The organism is Pseudomonadota bacterium (assembly GCA_013285445.1).
Classification (GTDB): Bacteria; Pseudomonadota; Gammaproteobacteria; order Xanthomonadales; family Wenzhouxiangellaceae; genus Wenzhouxiangella.
In genome coordinates this window covers 2153669-2170227 of sequence record CP053448.1, presented here as the reverse complement: position 1 = coordinate 2170227, position 16559 = coordinate 2153669, and the positions used below count along the sequence as shown (strand labels likewise).

17 protein-coding genes are annotated in these 16559 nt (G+C 64.6%); 4 read left to right on the top strand and 13 right to left on the bottom strand.

The annotated features are described in order from the left end of the window. Positions 1-71 precede the first annotated feature (71 nt). The 12 genes from HND55_09795 to HND55_09740 form a co-directional block, all read right to left on the bottom strand. The gene (locus HND55_09795; protein QKK02909.1) at positions 72-512 is read right to left on the bottom strand and encodes a type II toxin-antitoxin system VapC family toxin; all 441 of its coding nucleotides are present in this window, start codon (positions 510-512) and stop codon (positions 72-74) included. After that, positions 509-757 carry a type II toxin-antitoxin system prevent-host-death family antitoxin gene (locus tag HND55_09790; GenBank protein ID QKK02908.1) on the bottom strand — a complete coding sequence of 83 codons (249 nt, stop codon included), beginning with the start codon at positions 755-757 and terminating at the stop codon, positions 509-511. The genes HND55_09795 and HND55_09790 overlap by 4 nt, the downstream gene beginning before the upstream one ends. Positions 758-822: 65 nt before the next feature. Further along, complete coding sequence (locus HND55_09785; GenBank protein ID QKK02907.1) at positions 823-1113, bottom strand: type II toxin-antitoxin system RelE/ParE family toxin; 291 nt, start codon at positions 1111-1113, stop codon at positions 823-825. Next, a complete protein-coding gene (locus HND55_09780; protein QKK02906.1) occupies positions 1110-1355 on the bottom strand; it encodes a type II toxin-antitoxin system ParD family antitoxin in 246 nt (81 codons plus the stop codon). The genes HND55_09785 and HND55_09780 overlap by 4 nt, the downstream gene beginning before the upstream one ends. 239 nt (positions 1356-1594) lie before the next feature. After that, on the bottom strand, positions 1595-2110 hold the full coding sequence (locus HND55_09775) for a DNA-binding protein (GenBank protein ID QKK02905.1): 516 nt from the start codon (positions 2108-2110) through the stop codon (positions 1595-1597). After that, a complete protein-coding gene (locus HND55_09770; protein QKK02904.1) occupies positions 2107-2367 on the bottom strand; it encodes a hypothetical protein in 261 nt (86 codons plus the stop codon). Before HND55_09770 ends, HND55_09775 begins: the two co-directional genes overlap by 4 nt. Before the next feature lie 120 nt (positions 2368-2487). After that, positions 2488-3741, bottom strand: coding sequence for a nucleotide sugar dehydrogenase (locus tag HND55_09765; protein QKK04069.1), 1254 nt, complete (start codon positions 3739-3741; stop codon positions 2488-2490). Positions 3742-4316: 575 nt separating this feature from the next. Continuing rightward, positions 4317-4694: a type II toxin-antitoxin system VapC family toxin gene (locus HND55_09760; GenBank protein ID QKK04068.1), complete on the bottom strand. Its 378-nt coding sequence runs from the start codon at positions 4692-4694 to the stop codon at positions 4317-4319. Positions 4695-4702: 8 nt separating this feature from the next. After that, a complete protein-coding gene (locus HND55_09755; GenBank protein QKK02903.1) occupies positions 4703-4942 on the bottom strand; it encodes a type II toxin-antitoxin system Phd/YefM family antitoxin in 240 nt (79 codons plus the stop codon). A gap of 584 nt (positions 4943-5526) precedes the next feature. Beyond that, complete coding sequence (locus HND55_09750; protein ID QKK02902.1) at positions 5527-6573, bottom strand: NAD-dependent epimerase; 1047 nt, start codon at positions 6571-6573, stop codon at positions 5527-5529. A gap of 30 nt (positions 6574-6603) precedes the next feature. Continuing rightward, complete coding sequence (locus HND55_09745; GenBank protein ID QKK02901.1) at positions 6604-7932, bottom strand: UDP-glucose/GDP-mannose dehydrogenase family protein; 1329 nt, start codon at positions 7930-7932, stop codon at positions 6604-6606. Positions 7933-8021: 89 nt separating this feature from the next. Further along, a complete protein-coding gene (locus HND55_09740) occupies positions 8022-8360 on the bottom strand; it encodes a MarR family EPS-associated transcriptional regulator (protein ID QKK04067.1) in 339 nt (112 codons plus the stop codon). 289 nt (positions 8361-8649) lie between these two features. On the opposite strand from HND55_09740, the gene HND55_09735 reads away from it, so the two are divergent. Continuing rightward, positions 8650-10044, top strand: coding sequence for a tryptophanase (locus tag HND55_09735; GenBank protein ID QKK02900.1), 1395 nt, complete (start codon positions 8650-8652; stop codon positions 10042-10044). A gap of 26 nt (positions 10045-10070) precedes the next feature. Further along, positions 10071-10715 carry a class I SAM-dependent methyltransferase gene (locus tag HND55_09730; GenBank protein QKK02899.1) on the top strand — a complete coding sequence of 215 codons (645 nt, stop codon included), beginning with the start codon at positions 10071-10073 and terminating at the stop codon, positions 10713-10715. A gap of 2034 nt (positions 10716-12749) precedes the next feature. On the opposite strand, the gene asnS is transcribed toward HND55_09730, so the two are convergent. Further along, the gene (gene asnS / locus HND55_09725) at positions 12750-14150 is read right to left on the bottom strand and encodes an asparagine--tRNA ligase (GenBank protein QKK02898.1); all 1401 of its coding nucleotides are present in this window, start codon (positions 14148-14150) and stop codon (positions 12750-12752) included. Positions 14151-14234: 84 nt separating this feature from the next. Between asnS and HND55_09720 the strand changes: the two genes are divergently transcribed. Both HND55_09720 and HND55_09715 read left to right on the top strand, forming a co-directional pair. After that, positions 14235-14570 (top strand): iron-sulfur cluster assembly accessory protein, encoded by a 336-nt coding sequence (locus HND55_09720; protein QKK04066.1) that lies wholly within the window; start codon positions 14235-14237, stop codon positions 14568-14570. Between the two features lie 157 nt (positions 14571-14727). Next, the gene (locus HND55_09715) at positions 14728-16086 is read left to right on the top strand and encodes an aminotransferase class III-fold pyridoxal phosphate-dependent enzyme (GenBank protein ID QKK02897.1); all 1359 of its coding nucleotides are present in this window, start codon (positions 14728-14730) and stop codon (positions 16084-16086) included. Positions 16087-16559 lie beyond the last annotated feature (473 nt).

The following is a 16559-nucleotide window of genomic DNA, read 5'->3' as shown; positions in this document are numbered from 1 at the left end:
TTGGATAGATGTTGGCCGTACTTTCGTGCCGGCCCGACGCTTGTTGCGTCCGAACGGCGGGTTGCTGCCCATCAGGCAACCGGTTGGGTGGCCGGGATGCCCAGGGTGGTTGCGGCTGTGGCCAGGGTCTGGTCCAGGGTGATCATTCGGCTGCCGTGGTCGGCGCAGACGGCCAGGTGCAGTGCGTCGCCTGCGCGCAGTCCGGTGTGTTGTTGGTCGGCAAATCTGGCCGCGGCGCGAAAGTTGGCGCTGCTCACGGGCACGACGATCAAGCTGCGTTCCACCAGTTGCGCAAACAGGGCCAGGCACTCGGCCCGGTGTTGAGGCTGGAACTGGCCGGTTCTGAGTTTCAGAGCCATGGCGCTGGAGAATTCGGTGATGACCCAGTCGCTGATCAGCAGGTCGCTGGGCGGCTGCTCGGCCAGCCAGTTCTGGGCGGATTCGGTGTGTCGTTCATTGCCCAGGGCGGCCACGAGCACGCTTGTATCGATGTAGCAGGGGCCGGCGGTCAATATCGGGCGTCGTCGCGCAGGTCGCGAATCAGTTCGCCGGCTTCGCGCTCGGCCCGCGGCAGTCGGCGCGTGAGTGCTTGCAGGGCCCCGAGGTCAACGGGCTGGCGCGCCGGAGGGCTGGCGGTCAGCTGGGCCACGACTTTTCCGCGCCGCGAGATCGTGACCGTCTCACCGGCCCGAGCGCGTTCGATCAGCTCGCTCAGGCGGGCTTTTGCGTCCTTCAGGTTGGTGGTCGGCTCGGTCATGATTTGATAGTAGGTACTTTGGTGGTTACTTGCAAGCAAGAGTTACGGTTTACGGGTTTGTGGCTTCAGTCGTGATCTAGCCAGTCTTCGTGTTGATGGCGGATGCGCAGAATTAGGATGTCCTGTTTTCGCACCGTGTAAAGCACGATATGAGTCCCTGTCGGATGAATCCTTATGTCCTTGGTCAGTTCAGGTCTGACGGTAGCAGCCCGCGGATTGTCTGCCAGGAACCCAAAGGCCTGGAATAGCATTTGGTGGTAGCGGCTTGCCTGTTCGGGGCCGAAGGCGATGACTCCCTCGGTGTAGATCCGAATGAGATCCTCTTCTGCAGCGACGGTTAGTTTGAACGAACTCACGTGCCCCTGGCGAGTCGGGACCGGGCCTCTTGTTCGATCTGTTCCATTGTGCGCTGGCTTTCACCGCTGCTGACAGCTTCATCTACCAGGGCCTGCAGTCTGGCAATCTTTTGAGCGCGATCCTGGTCGCGACGGATCAGGTCGCGTACGTAGTCGCTGGCGTTGCTGTATCGACCGGATCGGGAGCGCTCCTCGACCCAGTTCTTCATTTCATCGGGCAGTGAAACGTTCATGGTTGCCATAAAATCACCTCCTGCCCAAATTTTGACAATATTTGGCAATCTTTGTCAAGTGGGCCGGGGCAGTGTCCCGGACGGACTCATGCGGCGCGGTTTGTGGGCTCTACGGACAGGCGCATGCCGACGGTCTTGAGGACTGCAAGGTCGCGGTCTGAACGAAGTTCTTCGACTTCGGCTTCGTGATGTGAAACTGTGGCTGCCTTCATTTCTGTCGCTCCTTCCAGTCAGTCAGACCGCCGACTTCAGGCCGTGGCGGCCTGGTTCTGGGCTAGCAACTCGGCTTGGCGGTGTTGTTGCCGGGTGTTCAGGTGCATGTTGTGGCGTGCGATTTCTTCGAGTGTTGGGTCTACCCGGTAGTTTCGCTGCTGGCGCAGCCATTCAAGGACAGGGGCCAAGTGCCATAGCGACGGGTTGCCACAGTGAATCGGTCGCGGAAAATCGAGCCGGTTGAGCATTTGCTTGCGCAATGCTTGACGGGAGATGCCGATGATTTTCGCGATTTCGGTCAATCCGGCGTAGTCAGGTGCAGCTTCGATCAGCTCGGCGCCGGGCAAGGCGGTTTGCACATTGGTGATTGCGGAGTCGATGGCCTGACGGGCGTTATCGGCCTCGCGGCTGAATTCGAGTGCAATGCGGCCCGGATGGCCTGTGCCTACCATGGCATCATCGCAGCCGGCCTCGGCAAGCGCCTCGACTATGCCATTCGCTGGCGGTGCATTTTCGGGGAGCTGAAAGATTAGCTGGAAATCGTGATTCATTTGTCGGTCTCCGGCGTGTTTCGACTGCATCGCTCGACGACTCGGATGATCTGCCGTGCATGGTTCTCCGGGTTTCGTGGCGTGGACCAGATGCTGGCGATGCAGAACTCCCCGCATCGACATTCCGGGTCGTTCCAGGGGCAGTACATCCTCGCCCAGCAGTGGCCGCCTGGCGTCATTTCGATTCGCCAACCCGCGGCTTCAGCGGCCTGAACCGCTGTCTCGATGGTCTTGTTTGGATGACGCTTTCTTGCCAATTCAGATTATGTGCCCGCTGAGCAAAGGTTGTCAAGTGACAGCCTTCTACCAGGTTTCTACGATCGGTTCTGCATTGAGCCGTGCCGCATGATCTCGTGGGAGCGGCTTCCAGGCCGCGGTCACAGTCGGGCGTCTGCCTCTCCTGGGGGCAGGGTGCTTTTGAGGTCGTAGAGGACGTGTTTGTCCTTGAGCCAGGGGCGGATGGTGCCGGCTTGGAATTCCTTGTGGGCGACGCAGAGGATGGCGGCGTCGTAGGTTTGTGCTTCGGGCTCGGTGGTGAGCTCGAGGCCGTACTCTTCGCGTGCTTCCTGCGGGTTGGCCCAGGGGTCGTGGACGTCGACGGCCAGGTTGTAGCCTTTCAGGGCTTCGATGACGTCGACGACACGGGTGTTGCGCAGGTCCGGGCAGTTTTCCTTGAAGGTCAGGCCCAGGACCAGCACGCGGGCGCCGGCGTGGTAGCAGCTCTTTTTGGCCATCAGCTTGATCAGTTCGCCGGCGGTGAAGTGGCCCATGCCGTCGTTGGTGCGGCGGCCGGCCAGGATCATCTGCGGGTGGAAGCCGATCTGCTGGGCCTTGTGCGTCAGGTAGTAGGGGTCGACGCCGATGCAGTGGCCGCCGACCAGGCCGGGTTTGAACGGCAGGAAGTTCCACTTGGTGGCGGCGGCTTCGAGCACCGAGGTGGTGTCCAGGCCCATCTTCTTGAACAGCATGGCCAGTTCGTTGACCAGAGCGATGTTGACATCGCGCTGGGTGTTTTCGATGACCTTGGCGGCTTCGGCGGTGCGGATGTTCTTCGCTTTGAAGGTGCCCGCCGTGACGATCGAGGCGTAGAGGGCGTCGACGAAGTCGGCGGCTTCGGGCGTGGAGCCGGAGGTTACCTTGACGATGGTGGTCACGCCGTGGGCTTTGTCGCCGGGGTTGATGCGTTCGGGGGAGTAGCCGGCGTAGAAACGATTTGCGGTTTCCGGGCTCGGCTCGCCGGCTTGTGCGTCGGGGATGTGACCCCGACCTGCGGGGTCTGAATCCGGGGCTGCTGTGTCGGGGATGCGACCCCGACCTACGGGGTCTGAATCCGGGGCTGCTGCGTCGGGGATGTGACCCCGACCTACGGGGTCTGTATCCGGGGCTGCTGTGTCGGGGATGCGACCCCGACCTACGGGGTCTGAATCCGGGGCTGCTGTGTCGGGGATGCGACCCCGACCTACGGGGTCTGAATCCGGGGCTGCTGTGTCGGGGATGCGACCCCGACCTACGGGGTCTGAATCCGGGGCTGCTGCGGATGCCGCATGCGGGGTTCTTGCGTTGAGGTTCGCGCCACCCGTGCGTAGGTCGGGGCCGCGTCCCCGACGGTCGACCTCGAATGCCGCCACCATCCCGGATTCGGCCTCGAGCACGGGAACGCAATCCTCCTCGGTGCAGCCGGGGTAGACGGTCGACTCGTAGATGACCACGTCACCGGATTTCAGGGCCTTGCCGACGGTCTTGCTCGCCGCCAGCAGCGGGCGCAGGTCGGGCCGGCGGTATTCATCGATGGGCGTGGGTACCGTGACGATGTAGACGCTGGCCGCCTCGAGGTCGGCCGGGTCGCTGGTCAGTGTCAGGTGATCGCTGACGGCCTGCAAATCCGCGGATCCGACCTCGCGCGTGACATCGCGGCCCCGGCGCAGCTCTTCGACGCGGGCCGGCTTGATGTCAAATCCGATAACCTGGTATTTGCGCGCAAATTCGACCGCCAGCGGCAATCCCACGTACCCAAGGCCGATGACGGCGATTTTCGCCGTGCCGGCAGTCAGGTCGGATTGGAGTGTGTCGAAATGGTTTGCCATAGATCAAAAGGGTAGGTCGGGGCCGCGTCCCCGATGGACTTCGAACCTGTCGCGGATGCGACCGCGACCTACGCCCACAATGCCGCGCCCGCCTGTAGGTCGGGGCCGCGTCCCCGACGGACTTACGCCAGGGTGATCGGGCCGGGGTAGGTGGCCAGGGTTTCGTCGGAGGTGATGAGTTCTATGCCTTCTGCGTTGGCTTGCGCGGCCAGGATGCGGTCGAACGGGTCGCGGTGATGATCAGGCAGTCTGCCGACGGCCAGGGTGTGGGCGCTGGTGATCGGCAGTTCCTGGTAGCCATTGTCGATCAGGCCCCGGCGGAGCATCGAGGGGTCAACCCGAAAGTCCTTGCGGCCCAGGCCAGCCTTGATCACGACCTCCCAGATCGACGCCGCGGAAAACAGCGGCCGGGTGTGCTCATCGTTCAAACGCTCTGTGACGGCGCCGGGCAGGCGTTTGTCGCCGGCGGCCGCCCACAGCAGCAGCTGGGTATCGAGCAGAACGTGATTCACTGCTCGAACATTGCGGTGATCTGCTCGCGCCCCATTTCATCGAAATCGTCGGGAACGGTGATGCGGCCCTTGAGAAAACCGATGCGCTGGCATTCCGCGCCCACGGGGGTGTCGAGTGCGGTGACCCGAACCATCGGCTTGCCGGCCTTGGCGATGACGAAGCTTTCTCCCCTGGCCGCCTTCTCGACCAGGCGGGAGAGGTGCGTTTTGGCTTCGTGAATGTTGATGGTTTCCATGTCGCGATCCCGGTCAATCCGGTTTAGTTTGATGAGTTTAGTTTAACCGTCTCGAAGGATCAACAGGTTGAGGTAGCCAATCCGTCGCGGATGCGACCGCGACCTACGCCCACAATGCCGTGCCCGCCTGTAGGTCGGGGCCGCGTCCCCGACGGACTTCGAACCTGTCGCGGATGCGACCGCGACCTACGCCCACAATGCCGCGCCCGCCTGTAGGTCGGGGCCGCGTCCCCGACGGACTTACTTCGAACCTGTCGCGGATGCGACCGCGACCTACGCCCACAATGCCGCGCCCGCCTGTAGGTCGGGGCCGCGTCCCCGACGGACTTACTTCGAACCTGTCGCGGATGCGACCGCGACCTATGCCCACAATGCCGTGCCCGCCTGTAGGTCGGGGCCGCGTCCCCGACGGACTACGAACCCGTCGCGGATGCGACCGCGACCTATGCCCACAATGCCGTGCCCGCCTGTAGGTCGGGGCCGCGTCCCCGACGGACTTCGAACCTGTCGCGGATGCGACCGCGACCTACGCCCACAATGCCGTGCCCGCCTGTAGGTCGGGGCCGCGTCCCCGACGGACGAGGCTAATCTTGATAATAATCCCGATACCAGCGGACGAACTCGGCCACACCCTGTTCGACGCTGATCTGCGGCGTGTAGCCGGTGGCCCGGGCCAGGTGGGTGACGTCGGATTCGGTGTCGGGGACGTCGCCCGGCTGCAGGGGCAGCATCTCCATTTCGGCCTTCTTGCCCAGTTCTTGCTCGAGCACCTCGATGTAGCGCATCAACTCGACGCTGTTTTCGTTGCCGATGTTGTAGATGCGGTAGGGGGCGACCCTGCTGGTTCCGGGACTTGGAACGACGGGTTCCGGGGTGCTTTCATCCGGTGCTGGTGGTTTGTCGAGGATTCGGACGATGCCTTCGACGATATCGTCGATGTAGGTGAAACTGCGGCGGTGGTGGCCGTGGTTGAAGACCTGGATCGGTTCGCCGGCCAGGATGGCCTTGGTGAACAGGAACAGCGCCATGTCGGGTCGGCCCCAGGGGCCGTAGACGGTAAAGAAACGCAGGCCGGTGCTGGGAATGTCGTAGAGATGGGCGTAGGCGTGCGCCATCATCTCGTTGGCCTTCTTGGTGGCCGCATAGAGGGTCAGCGGGTGTTCGGTCGGCTGGTTTTCGGCAAACGGCATGGCGGTGTTGGCGCCGTAGATGCTGCTGGTACTGGCAAACACCAGGTGCTCGACCGGATGGTGCCGGCAGCCTTCCAGGATATGCAGCGTGCCGGTGACGTTGCTGTGCGCGTAGACGTGCGGGTTCTCGGCGGCGTAGCGCACGCCGGCCTGGGCGGCGAGGTGGATCACGCGGCCGGGCCGATGTCGGTCAAAGACGCTTTCGACCAATGGGCGGTCGGCCAGATCGCCACTGATATGCCGGTAGTTCGGGTGGTCGGAAAACAGCGCCAGCCGGTCCTGCTTGAGCCTGGGGTCGTAGTAGGGATTGAGGTTGTCGAGCCCGACGACCGCGTGGCCGTCGGCCAGCAGTCTGCGGGCCACGTGCGAGCCGATGAAGCCGGCGCTGCCGGTGAGCAGCACGGGCCGGGAGTCGTTGTCGATGTCTGTGCTGGCGGGCATGGGTTGGAGCCGGTTCGATTCGTCAGCCAGTCAGCGGGGCCGGCCGATCGGGTGGTGCTCGATGCCGATGCGGGCCATCTGCTTCGGGTCGAACAGGTTGCGGCCGTCGAAGATGACCGGCTGCTTGAGTTCACTCTGGATGCGGCTGAAGTCCGGGCTTCTGAATTCGTTCCACTCGGTGACGATGACCAGAGCATCGGCCCCGGCCAGGGCCTGCATGGGGCTGTCGGCGTAGCCCAGCCCCGGGCGATTGCCGAAGAGCTGCTGTGCCTGGTCCATGGCGACCGGATCGTAGGCGCTGACTGCCGCGCCGTGGTCGAGCAGGCTGTTGATCAGCGGAATGCTGGCGGCTTCGCGCATGTCGTCGGTGTTGGGCTTGAAGGCCAGGCCCCAGAGCGCAAAGCGGTGGCCGCTGAGGTCATCGCCGAAGCGCCGGGCAATCTTGTTGAACAGCAGCTGCTTTTGCAGCGCGTTGACCGCTTCGACGGCCTCGAGAATCCGCAGGCCGCCCTTGTGGGTGTTGCGGGCGGTGTGGATCAGGGCTTTGACGTCTTTGGGGAAGCAGCTGCCGCCATAACCGGCGCCGGCGTAGAGAAAGTGGTAGCCGATGCGCGGGTCGGAGCCGATGCCGCGGCGCACGTTCTCGATGTCGGCGCCGAGTTCCTCGGCCAGGTTGGCCAGCTCGTTCATGAAGCTGATGCGCGTGGCCAGCATCGCGTTAGCGGCGTACTTGGTCAGCTCGGCCGAGCGGGTGTCCATGATCATGATCTTGTCGTGGTTGCGGCTCAGCGGCGCGTAGAGGGTGCGCATGGTCTCGATGGCCCCGGGGTCGTCGCTGCCGATGATGACGCGGTCGGGGCGCATGAAGTCCTCGACGGCGGCGCCCTCCTTGAGAAATTCCGGGTTGGAAACTACTGCAAAATCAATCGATTCGCCGCGCTTGTTGAGTGTTTGCTCGACAGTGCGTCGCACCCGGTCGGCAGTGCCGACCGGCACGGTCGACTTGTTGACGATAATCTTCGGCTCGCGCATGTGGCGGGCAATGTTGCGTGCCGCGGTGATGGCGTTTGCGAGGTCGGCCGAGCCGTCGCCCTGCGGCGGCGTGCCGACGGCGATAAACTGAACCTGGCCGTGGTCGGTGGCTTCGGCAACATCGGTGGTAAACGCCAGTCGGCCGGCCTGGCGGTTGTCCTGAACAAGCGGTTCCAGGCCGGGCTCGTGGATCGGGATGCCGCCGGCGTTGAGCGTGTCCACCTTGTCCGGGTCGATGTCCAGGCACAGCACGTTGTTGCCCATTTGCGCCAGGCAGGCGCCGGTGACCAGGCCGACATAGCCGGTGCCGATGATGGTGATATTCATTTCTGCGAGATGTCCGGGTCAGCGTCGGGTCAGGCGCGCCATTATGTTGCCGATTGGTTTCGTTTTCATGATGCGGCGAGCGCGCCGGGTCAGGTGCCGGGCGCTTCAGGCGCATCGGGGTCGTCGAGCTGGCGGCGCAGACGGGTGATTTCGGCGGTCAGTTCGCGGTGTTCCTGGATCTTGCGCTTCAGAAAGCGCCGGGTGATGCGTGTCTTTTCGCTGATGCCCTGGGGCGTGAGCTGGTAGAGGTAGCGGTGCTTGTGCCGGCTGCGGCGAAAGTTGTTGACCTTGACCCAGCCCTTCGCGACCAGCGCGTGCAGGCAGTAGTGGGTCTTGCCCAGGCTCAGGCCCAGCTCGCGCGCGAGCGCACGCTGGCTGATCTCCGGGTTGGATTCCAGCGCTTGCAGCAGGCGAAAACGGGTGTCGATATCGAGGGTGGTTTCAGGCACGCTACCGCCATTGGGTGCGGCCCCAATGGCCCAGGATCAGTTTTTTGGCGTTCAAGAATGAACAGCGTTCACGTCTTTCGCGGGCGGGGAAATGTCTGTTTCTCCGGGTGGGAAACTCTGAAAAGAAATGGGTCCCCCCCACGCGCCGTGATTCATTCTAGCGAACTCTCGAGGCGCTGTGAAGGGGCAGGCCGGCGGCAATTGGTGGTGACGGGCGACGGTTCAGGGGCTATCATGACCGGTTGTTTCATTGCGGTTACATCATTAAATGCCCGATTCGTTTCGCACTGTCATCGAGCCGTTTCGCATCAAGTCGGTCGAGCCGATTGCCATGACCACGCGTGCCGAGCGCGAGGCCTTTCTCGCCGCGGCGCACTACAATCCGTTCAAGCTGCATTCGGAACAGGTCATTATCGATCTGCTCACCGATTCCGGCACATCGGCGATGAGCGTCGAGCAGTGGGCCGGAATGATGCGCGGCGACGAGTCCTATGCCGGTTCGGTGAGCTGGCAGCGGCTCGAGGTGGTGATTCGCGAGTTGACCGGATACCCGCACATTCTGCCCACGCACCAGGGTCGGGCCGCCGAACGCATTCTCTACAGTCACCTGGGCGGCGCCGGCAAGGTGTTCCTGAGCAACACTCATTTCGATACCACCCGCGCCAATATCGAGTACAGCGGCGCGCAGGCGATCGACTGCGTCACGTCCGAGGCCGCTCGCGCCGACAGCCGGTTCGCGTTCAAGGGCAACGCTGATGTCGAGCGCATGGAGGCGCTGATCGGCGAGCATGGGGCCGGGGCGATCGGGGCGGTGATCCTGACCGTGACCAACAATTCCGGCGGCGGCCAGCCGGTGAGCATGGCCAATGCGCGTGCAGTACGCGATATGTGCCGGCGTCATGGCGTACTGTTCTTGCTTGACGCCTGTCGCATCGCCGAGAACGCCTGGTTTATCAAGCAGCACGAGGACGGCTATGCGCAAACCGCCTGCCACGACATTGCGCAGGAGATGTTTTCGCTGGCTGACGGCTGCGTGATGAGCGCCAAGAAAGATGCCCTGGTCAATATGGGCGGGTTTCTGGCGCTCAAGGATGGCGAGCTGGCCGAGCACTGCACCAGCGTGCTGATCATCACCGAAGGCTATACCACCTATGGCGGACTGTCGGGACGCGACATGGAAGCCATGGCCGTCGGTCTGGTCGAGATCTTCAATGAGGACTATCTGCGTTACCGCACGCGCTCGACCGCGTATCTCGGCGATCATCTGGACCGGATGGGTGTGCCGGTCATCAAGCCGATCGGCGGGCATGCCGTTTATGTCGACGCCGGCCGGCTCTATGAACACCTGCCGGTCGACCAGTATCCGGGTCAGTCGCTGGTCTGCGAGCTCTACAAGATCGGCGGTATTCGCTCGGTCGAGATCGGGTCGGTGATGTTCGGCAAGTACGACGATGACGGTCGGCTGGTGCCGGCCCCGCGCGAGCTGGTGCGCCTGGCCATCCCGCGGCGGGTCTATACCCAGAGCCATGTCGACTATGTGATCGAGGCGTTCGGCATGGTTTACGCCGAGCGCGAACGCGCCCCGGGCTATCGCATCATCCGTGAACCGCGGTTCCTGCGCCATTTCACGGCCGATTTTGAGCCGGCAGCCAGTCAGCCATGAGTGATGTTTATTTGGATAAGGACCGGATGAGTCGCCTCAGGAAGCTGGAGAAGGCACGCGGTGTGTTTTCTGCGCAGGTCAAGGCGTTTGAGCGCGATTTTGGCCAGAATGCCTATCTCAATCGGGCACCGCATCTGCCGCAGGCCTGTCTGGATGAGGCCAGGCTGATCACCAATCGGCTACAGATGATCAAGCGGCTGCCGTCGGGGCAGGCGGTGGCCGAAATCGGCGTTGATCGCGGCATTTTCTCGCGCAAGATTCTCGAGCACTGTAAGCCGCGGCGCCTGGTGCTGGTTGATATCGATTTGAATCGCCTGGATGCGGACAACGCGGAAGTGCTTGGCCGCGAGCCGGTCGTGGAAATGGTCGAGGGGGATTCGGCACAAGTCCTGGGCAGTTTCGACGACGAGTCGTTTGGCTGGATCTATATCGATGCCGATCATTCCTACGGTGCGGTGAGCCGTGATATCGAAGCAGCCGCGGGCAAGGTGGCTCGGGGCGGTTATCTTGTGTTCAACGACTACACGATCTGGTCACCGGCCAGTATGTCCAATTACGGAGTAGCTCGGGCCGTCAATGAGTTCTTGATTGCAAACCGTTCCTGGTCGGTGGCGTATTTTGCGTTACAGGGAGCGGGTTACCACGACATCGCTCTGAAGCGCACGCGATGATTGGGGTGGCGTGAGCCGACCCGTCGCGGATGCGACCGCGACCTACGCCCACAATGCCGCGCCCACGCGTAGGTCGGGGCCGCGTCCCCGACGGACGAGGTGGGGAACCGGCACGCGTGGCGGGACATCCATCGACCATCCGGGAAACCCGCGCGACCGCGAATGCCGGGGGGTCGGATATCCCGACCGTCGCGGATGCGACCGCGACCTACGAATTCGGCGCGACCACCACGGGCGAATCGACGACGAATCCGGCGTCCGCCCGGAGGAATGGTTCGAACGCGAACCCGGCGCGTAGGTCGGGGCCGCGTCCCCGACGGACGAGGTGGGGGATCGGCACGCGTGGCGGGACATCCATCGACCATCCGGGAAACCCGCGCGACCCTTGGTGCCGGGGGTTCGGATATCCCGACCGTCGCGGATGCGACCGCGACCTACGAATTCGGCGCGACCACCACGGGCGAATCGACGACGAATCCGGCGTCCGCCCGGAGGAATGGTTCGAACGCGAACCCGGCGCGTAGGTCGGGGCCGCTTCCCCGACGGACGAGGTGGGGAACCGGCACGTGTGGCGGGACAACCATCGACCATCCGGGAAACCCGCGCGACCGCGAATGCCGGGGGGGCTCGGATATCCCGACCGTCGCGGATGCGACCGCGACCTACGAATTCGGCGCGACCACCACGGGCGAATCGACGACGAATCCGGCGTCCGCCCGGAGGAATGGTTCGAACGCGAACCCGGCGCGTAGGTCGGGGCCGCGTCCCCGACGGACGAGGTGGGGGATCGGCACGCGTGGCGGGACATCCATCGACCATCCGGAAAACCCGCGCAACCCTTGGTGCCGGGGGTTCGGATATCCCGACCGTCGCGGATGCGACGGCGACCTACGAATTCGGCGCGACCACCACGGGCGAATCGACGACGAATTCGGCGTCCGCCCGTAGGAATGGTTCGAACGCGAACCCGGCGCGTAGGTCGGGGCCGCGTCCCCGACGGACGAGGTGGGGAACCGGCACGCGTGGCGGGACAACCATCGACCATCCGGGAAACCCGCGCGACCGCGAATGCCGGGGGGGCTCGGATATCCCGACCGTCGCGGATGCGACCGCGACCTACGAATTCGGCGCGACCACCACGGGCGAATCGACGACGAATCCGGCGTCCGCCCGGAGGAATGGTTCGAACGCGAACCCGGCGCGTAGGTCGGGGCCGCGTCCCCGACGGACGAGGTGGGGGATCGGCACGCGTGGCGGGACAACCATCGACCATCCGGAAAACCCGCGCAACCCTTGGTGCCGGGGGCTCGGATATCCCGACCGTCGCGGATGCGACGGCGACCTACGAATTCGGCGCGACCACCACGGGCGAATCGACGACGAATCCGGCGTCCGCCCGGAGGAATGGTTCGAACGCGAACCCGGCGCGTAGGTCGGGGCCGCGTCCCCGACGGACGAGGTGGGGGATCGGCACGCGTGGCGGGACATCCATCGACCATCCGGGAAACCCGCGCGACCCTTGGTGCCGGGGGTTCGGATATCCCGACCGTCGCGGATGCGACCGCGACCTACGAATTCGGCGCGACCACCACGGGCGAATCGACGACGAATCCGGCGTCCGCCCGGAGGAATGGTTCGAACGCGAACCCGGCGCGTAGGTCGGGGCCGCTTCCCCGACGGACGAGGTGGGGAACCGGCACGTGTGGCGGGATATCCATCGACCATCCGGGAAACCCGCGCGACCGCGAATGCCGGGGGGGCTCGGATATCCCGACCGTCGCGGATGCGACCGCGACCTACGAATTCGGCGCGACCACCACGGGCGAATCGACGACGAATCCGGCGTCCGCCCGGAGGAATGGTTCGAACGCGAACCCGGCGCGTAGGTCGGGGCCGCGTCCCCGACGGACGAGGTGGGGAACCGGCACGCGTGGCGGGATAACCATCGACCATCCGGGAAACCCGCGCGACCCTTGGTGCCGGGGGTTCGGATATCCCGACCGTCGCGGATGCGACCGCGACCTGCGGGTCCGGTCAGAAGCGGGCGCTGCCCGGCACTCTGGGGAATGGAATGACGTCGCGGATGTTGCCCAGACCGGTGATGTAGTTGAGCAGGCGCTCGAAGCCCAGGCCGAAGCCGGCGTGCGGCACCGTGCCGTAGCGCCTCAGGTCGAGATACCAGTTGTAGGTGTCGGCGTCGAGACCGTGATCGGACATGCGCTGGCTGAGTACATCAAGGCGCTCCTCGCGCTGGGCCCCGCCGATGATCTCGCCGATGCCCGGCGCGAGCACATCCATGGCCGCGACCGTCTTGCCGTCGTCATTGAGACGCATGTAGAAGGCCTTGATTTCATCGGGATAGTTCTTGACCACCACCGGCGCCTTGCAGTGGATTTCGGTCAGGTAGCGTTCGTGTTCGGTCTGCAGGTCGAGGCCCCATTCGGCCGGGTATTCGAACGGCCGGCCGGACGATTTGAGAATGTCGATGGCCTCGGCGTAGTCCATTTGAACGAACTGGGCGTCGACCAGCCGCTCGAGCCGGGTGACCGCCTCGGGCTCGATACGCTCGGCAAAGAAGGCCATGTCTTCGGCGCAACGTTCGAGCACGCTTGCGAAGACGAACTTGAGAAACCGTTCAGCCAGGTCGGCGAGGTCGTCGAGGTCGGCGAAGGCGACCTCGGGCTCGATCATCCAGAACTCGGCCAAATGGCGAGCGGTGTTGGAGTTCTCCGCGCGGAAGGTCGGGCCGAAGGTGTAGACCTTGCTCAGCGCCAGGCAGTAAGCCTCGACGTTGAGCTGACCCGATACCGTCAGGAATGCCTCGCGGCCGAAGAAATCCTGGCTGAAGTCGATTCGGCCGTCCTCGCCGTGCGGCAGGTTCATCAGATCCAGCGTCGAGACCCGAAACAGCTCGCCGGCGCCTTCGGCATCCGAGGTGGTGATGATCGGGGTGTTGACCCAGTAGTAGCCGTTTTGATCGAAGAACGCATGGATGGCGCGCGCGGTGGCATGGCGCACGCGGGTGACGGCACCGAAGGTATTGGTGCGCGGGCGCAGATGCGCCACGCTGCGCAGGAACTCGAAGCTGTGTTGCTTGGGCTGGACCGGATAGGTATCGGGATCGTCGACCCAGCCGATGACCTCGATGGTGACGGCCTGGATTTCGAGGCGCTGTCCGCGGCCCTTTGATTCGACGACCGCGCCGGTGCAGCAAAGGGCGCAGCCCGAAGTCAGCCTGCGGATTTCGCTGTCGTAGTTGGGCAGCTTGTCGTCGGCCACCAGCTGCAGGTTGGCCAGGCAGGAACCGTCGTTGAGGTGGATGAACGAAAAACCGGCCTTGGAGTCGCGGCGGGTGCGAACCCAGCCCCGGACCGTCACTTCGCTGTCGACGGCGCACTGGCCGTCAAGCACCTGTCGGATGCTTGGCGATTGCATGGTTGCGCTTGAACCCCGTGATTGAAACGCTGAAGGCAAACCTCAATAATACCGGAGATGGCCAAGTCAACCCAAGTCAATGCGATGAATAGTGAAGATGTCCGGCTGACGCCCGCGGCCGCCGAGCGGGTGCGCGAATTCCTGGCCCGGGACGGTGGCATCGGGCTGCGCGTCGAAGTCAAGCGAACCGGCTGTTCGGGCTGGGCCTACGATGTCGGCCTGGCGCGCGAGGTCGCCGATGACGACCACGTGTTCGAGCAGCAGGGTGTGCAGGTGGTGGTGTCGCCGCAGGCGATGAAGCTGGTTGGCGGAACGACCATCGATTTCGTTGACCAGGGCCTGGTGCGCGAATTCCGCTTTTCCAACCCCAACGTCACCGGCGAGTGCGGCTGCGGCGAGAGCTTTACCGTCAGCTCGTAGCGGACCGCCGGCCTTCGGGTCCGCCCAGGGTGGTCATCGCGGCAGTCGAATCCGTCCCAGCGCTGCAACCTTGAGCCCAGAGCGCATGCGCTGGTTCGGTCGGCGCTACAATCCCGGCTTCGCCATATCTTGTCATTCGCGTTTCCAGGGAGTATTGATGAATCGCACCGCAGAGCTTGCCCGCCTCGATCTCGACCATCTTTTCCATCCGGCGACCGACCTCAGGTCACACGGCCAGGCTGGGCCGGTCATCTGGTCGCGCGGCGAGGGCGTCTACATCTACGACAGTGACGGCAACCGCTATCTCGAAGGCATGGCCGGGCTGTGGTGCACGGCGCTGGGCTACGGCGAGCGCGAGCTGGTCGAGGCGGCGCGTGCGCAGATGGAGACGTTCTGCTACGGCCCGCTGTTTGCCGGCAAGTCCAATGAACCCAGCATCCGGCTGGCAGCGAAGCTGGCCGAGTGGGTGCCGATCGAGGGCGCGCGCTTTCTGTTTGGCTGTTCAGGCTCGGACGCCAACGACACCCAGGTCAAGCTGACCCGCTACTACTTCAACGCCATCGGTCAGCCGCAAAAGAAGAAGATCCTCTCGCGTTTCAACGCCTACCATGGGGTGACCCTGGCTGCCGCGGCGCTGACCGGTCTGCCGGCCTTTCACCGGCATTTTGATCTGCCCGGCGAGGATGTCATCCATCTGACTGCGCCGCACCATTACCGGCAGGCGGAGCCGGGCGAGAGCGAGCAGCAGTTCTCCGACCGCCTGGCCGATGAGCTGCGCGCGGTGATTGCACGTGAGGGGGCCGAGACCATCGCCGCCTTCATCGCCGAGCCGCTGATCGGCGCCGGCGGAGTGATTCCGCCGCCGGCCGGCTACTTCGAGAAGATCCAGCCGATCCTGGCCGAGCACGATATTCTGTTCATCGCCGATGAAGTCATTTGCGGCTTCGGGCGCACCGGTCAGCCCTTCGGCTGCCAGACCTGGGACATCCGGCCATCGACCATGACGTTGGCCAAGGCCCTGTCATCGGCATACCTGCCGATCTCGGCGGTCGCCGTTCCGCCGTTCATGTACGAGGCGATTGCCGAGGCCGCCGGTGGCGTGGGCGTGTTCGCTCACGGGCTGACCTATGCCGGCCATCCGGTTTCGGCAGCGGTTGCCGTGCGCAATCTGGAGTTGATGGAAGAACGCGGCATCATGGCGCATGCCGCCCGCATGGGCGAGTACCTGCAGGCACGGCTTGCGGCGCTGGCCGACCATCCGCTGGTCGGCGATCTGCGGGGCATTGGCCTGATTGCCGGGCTGGAGCTGGTGGCCGACAGGGACAGCGGCCGTGCGTTTGCGCCCGAGCAGAAGATGGCTTTCAGGGTCGCCGCGGCCTGCCTGGCCGAGGGTCTGGTGGTCCGCGCCCTGCCGGGCGACACGGTCGCGGTCTGCCCGCCGCTGATCATCGACGAGACGCAAATCGACGAGCTGGTCAGCAAGCTGAAGCGGGGCCTGGACGCCGCAATGGGGTAGGTCGGGGCCGCGTCCCCGACGGACGAGGTGGGGGATCGGCACGCGTGGCGGGGCACCCACCGACCATCCGGGCAACCCGCGCGACCGCGATTGGGGGGGTCGGATAGCTCGACCGTCGCGGATGCGACCGCGACCTACGCCCACAATGCCGCGCCCACGCGTAGGTCGGGGCCGCGCCCCCGACGGACTGAAGCGGGGCCTGGACGCCGCAATGGGGTAGGTCGGGGCCGCGCCCCCGACGGACGAGGTGGGGAACCGGCACGCGTGGCGGGGCACCCACCGACCATCCGGGCAACCCGCGCAACCCTTGGTGCCGGGGGTTCGGATATCCCGACCGTCGCGGATGCGACCGCGACCTACGCCCACAATGCCGCGCCCACGCGTAGGTCGGGGCCGCGTCCCCGACGGACGAGGTGGGGGATCGGCACGCGTGGCGGGACATCCATCGACCATCCGGGCAACCCGCGCGACCC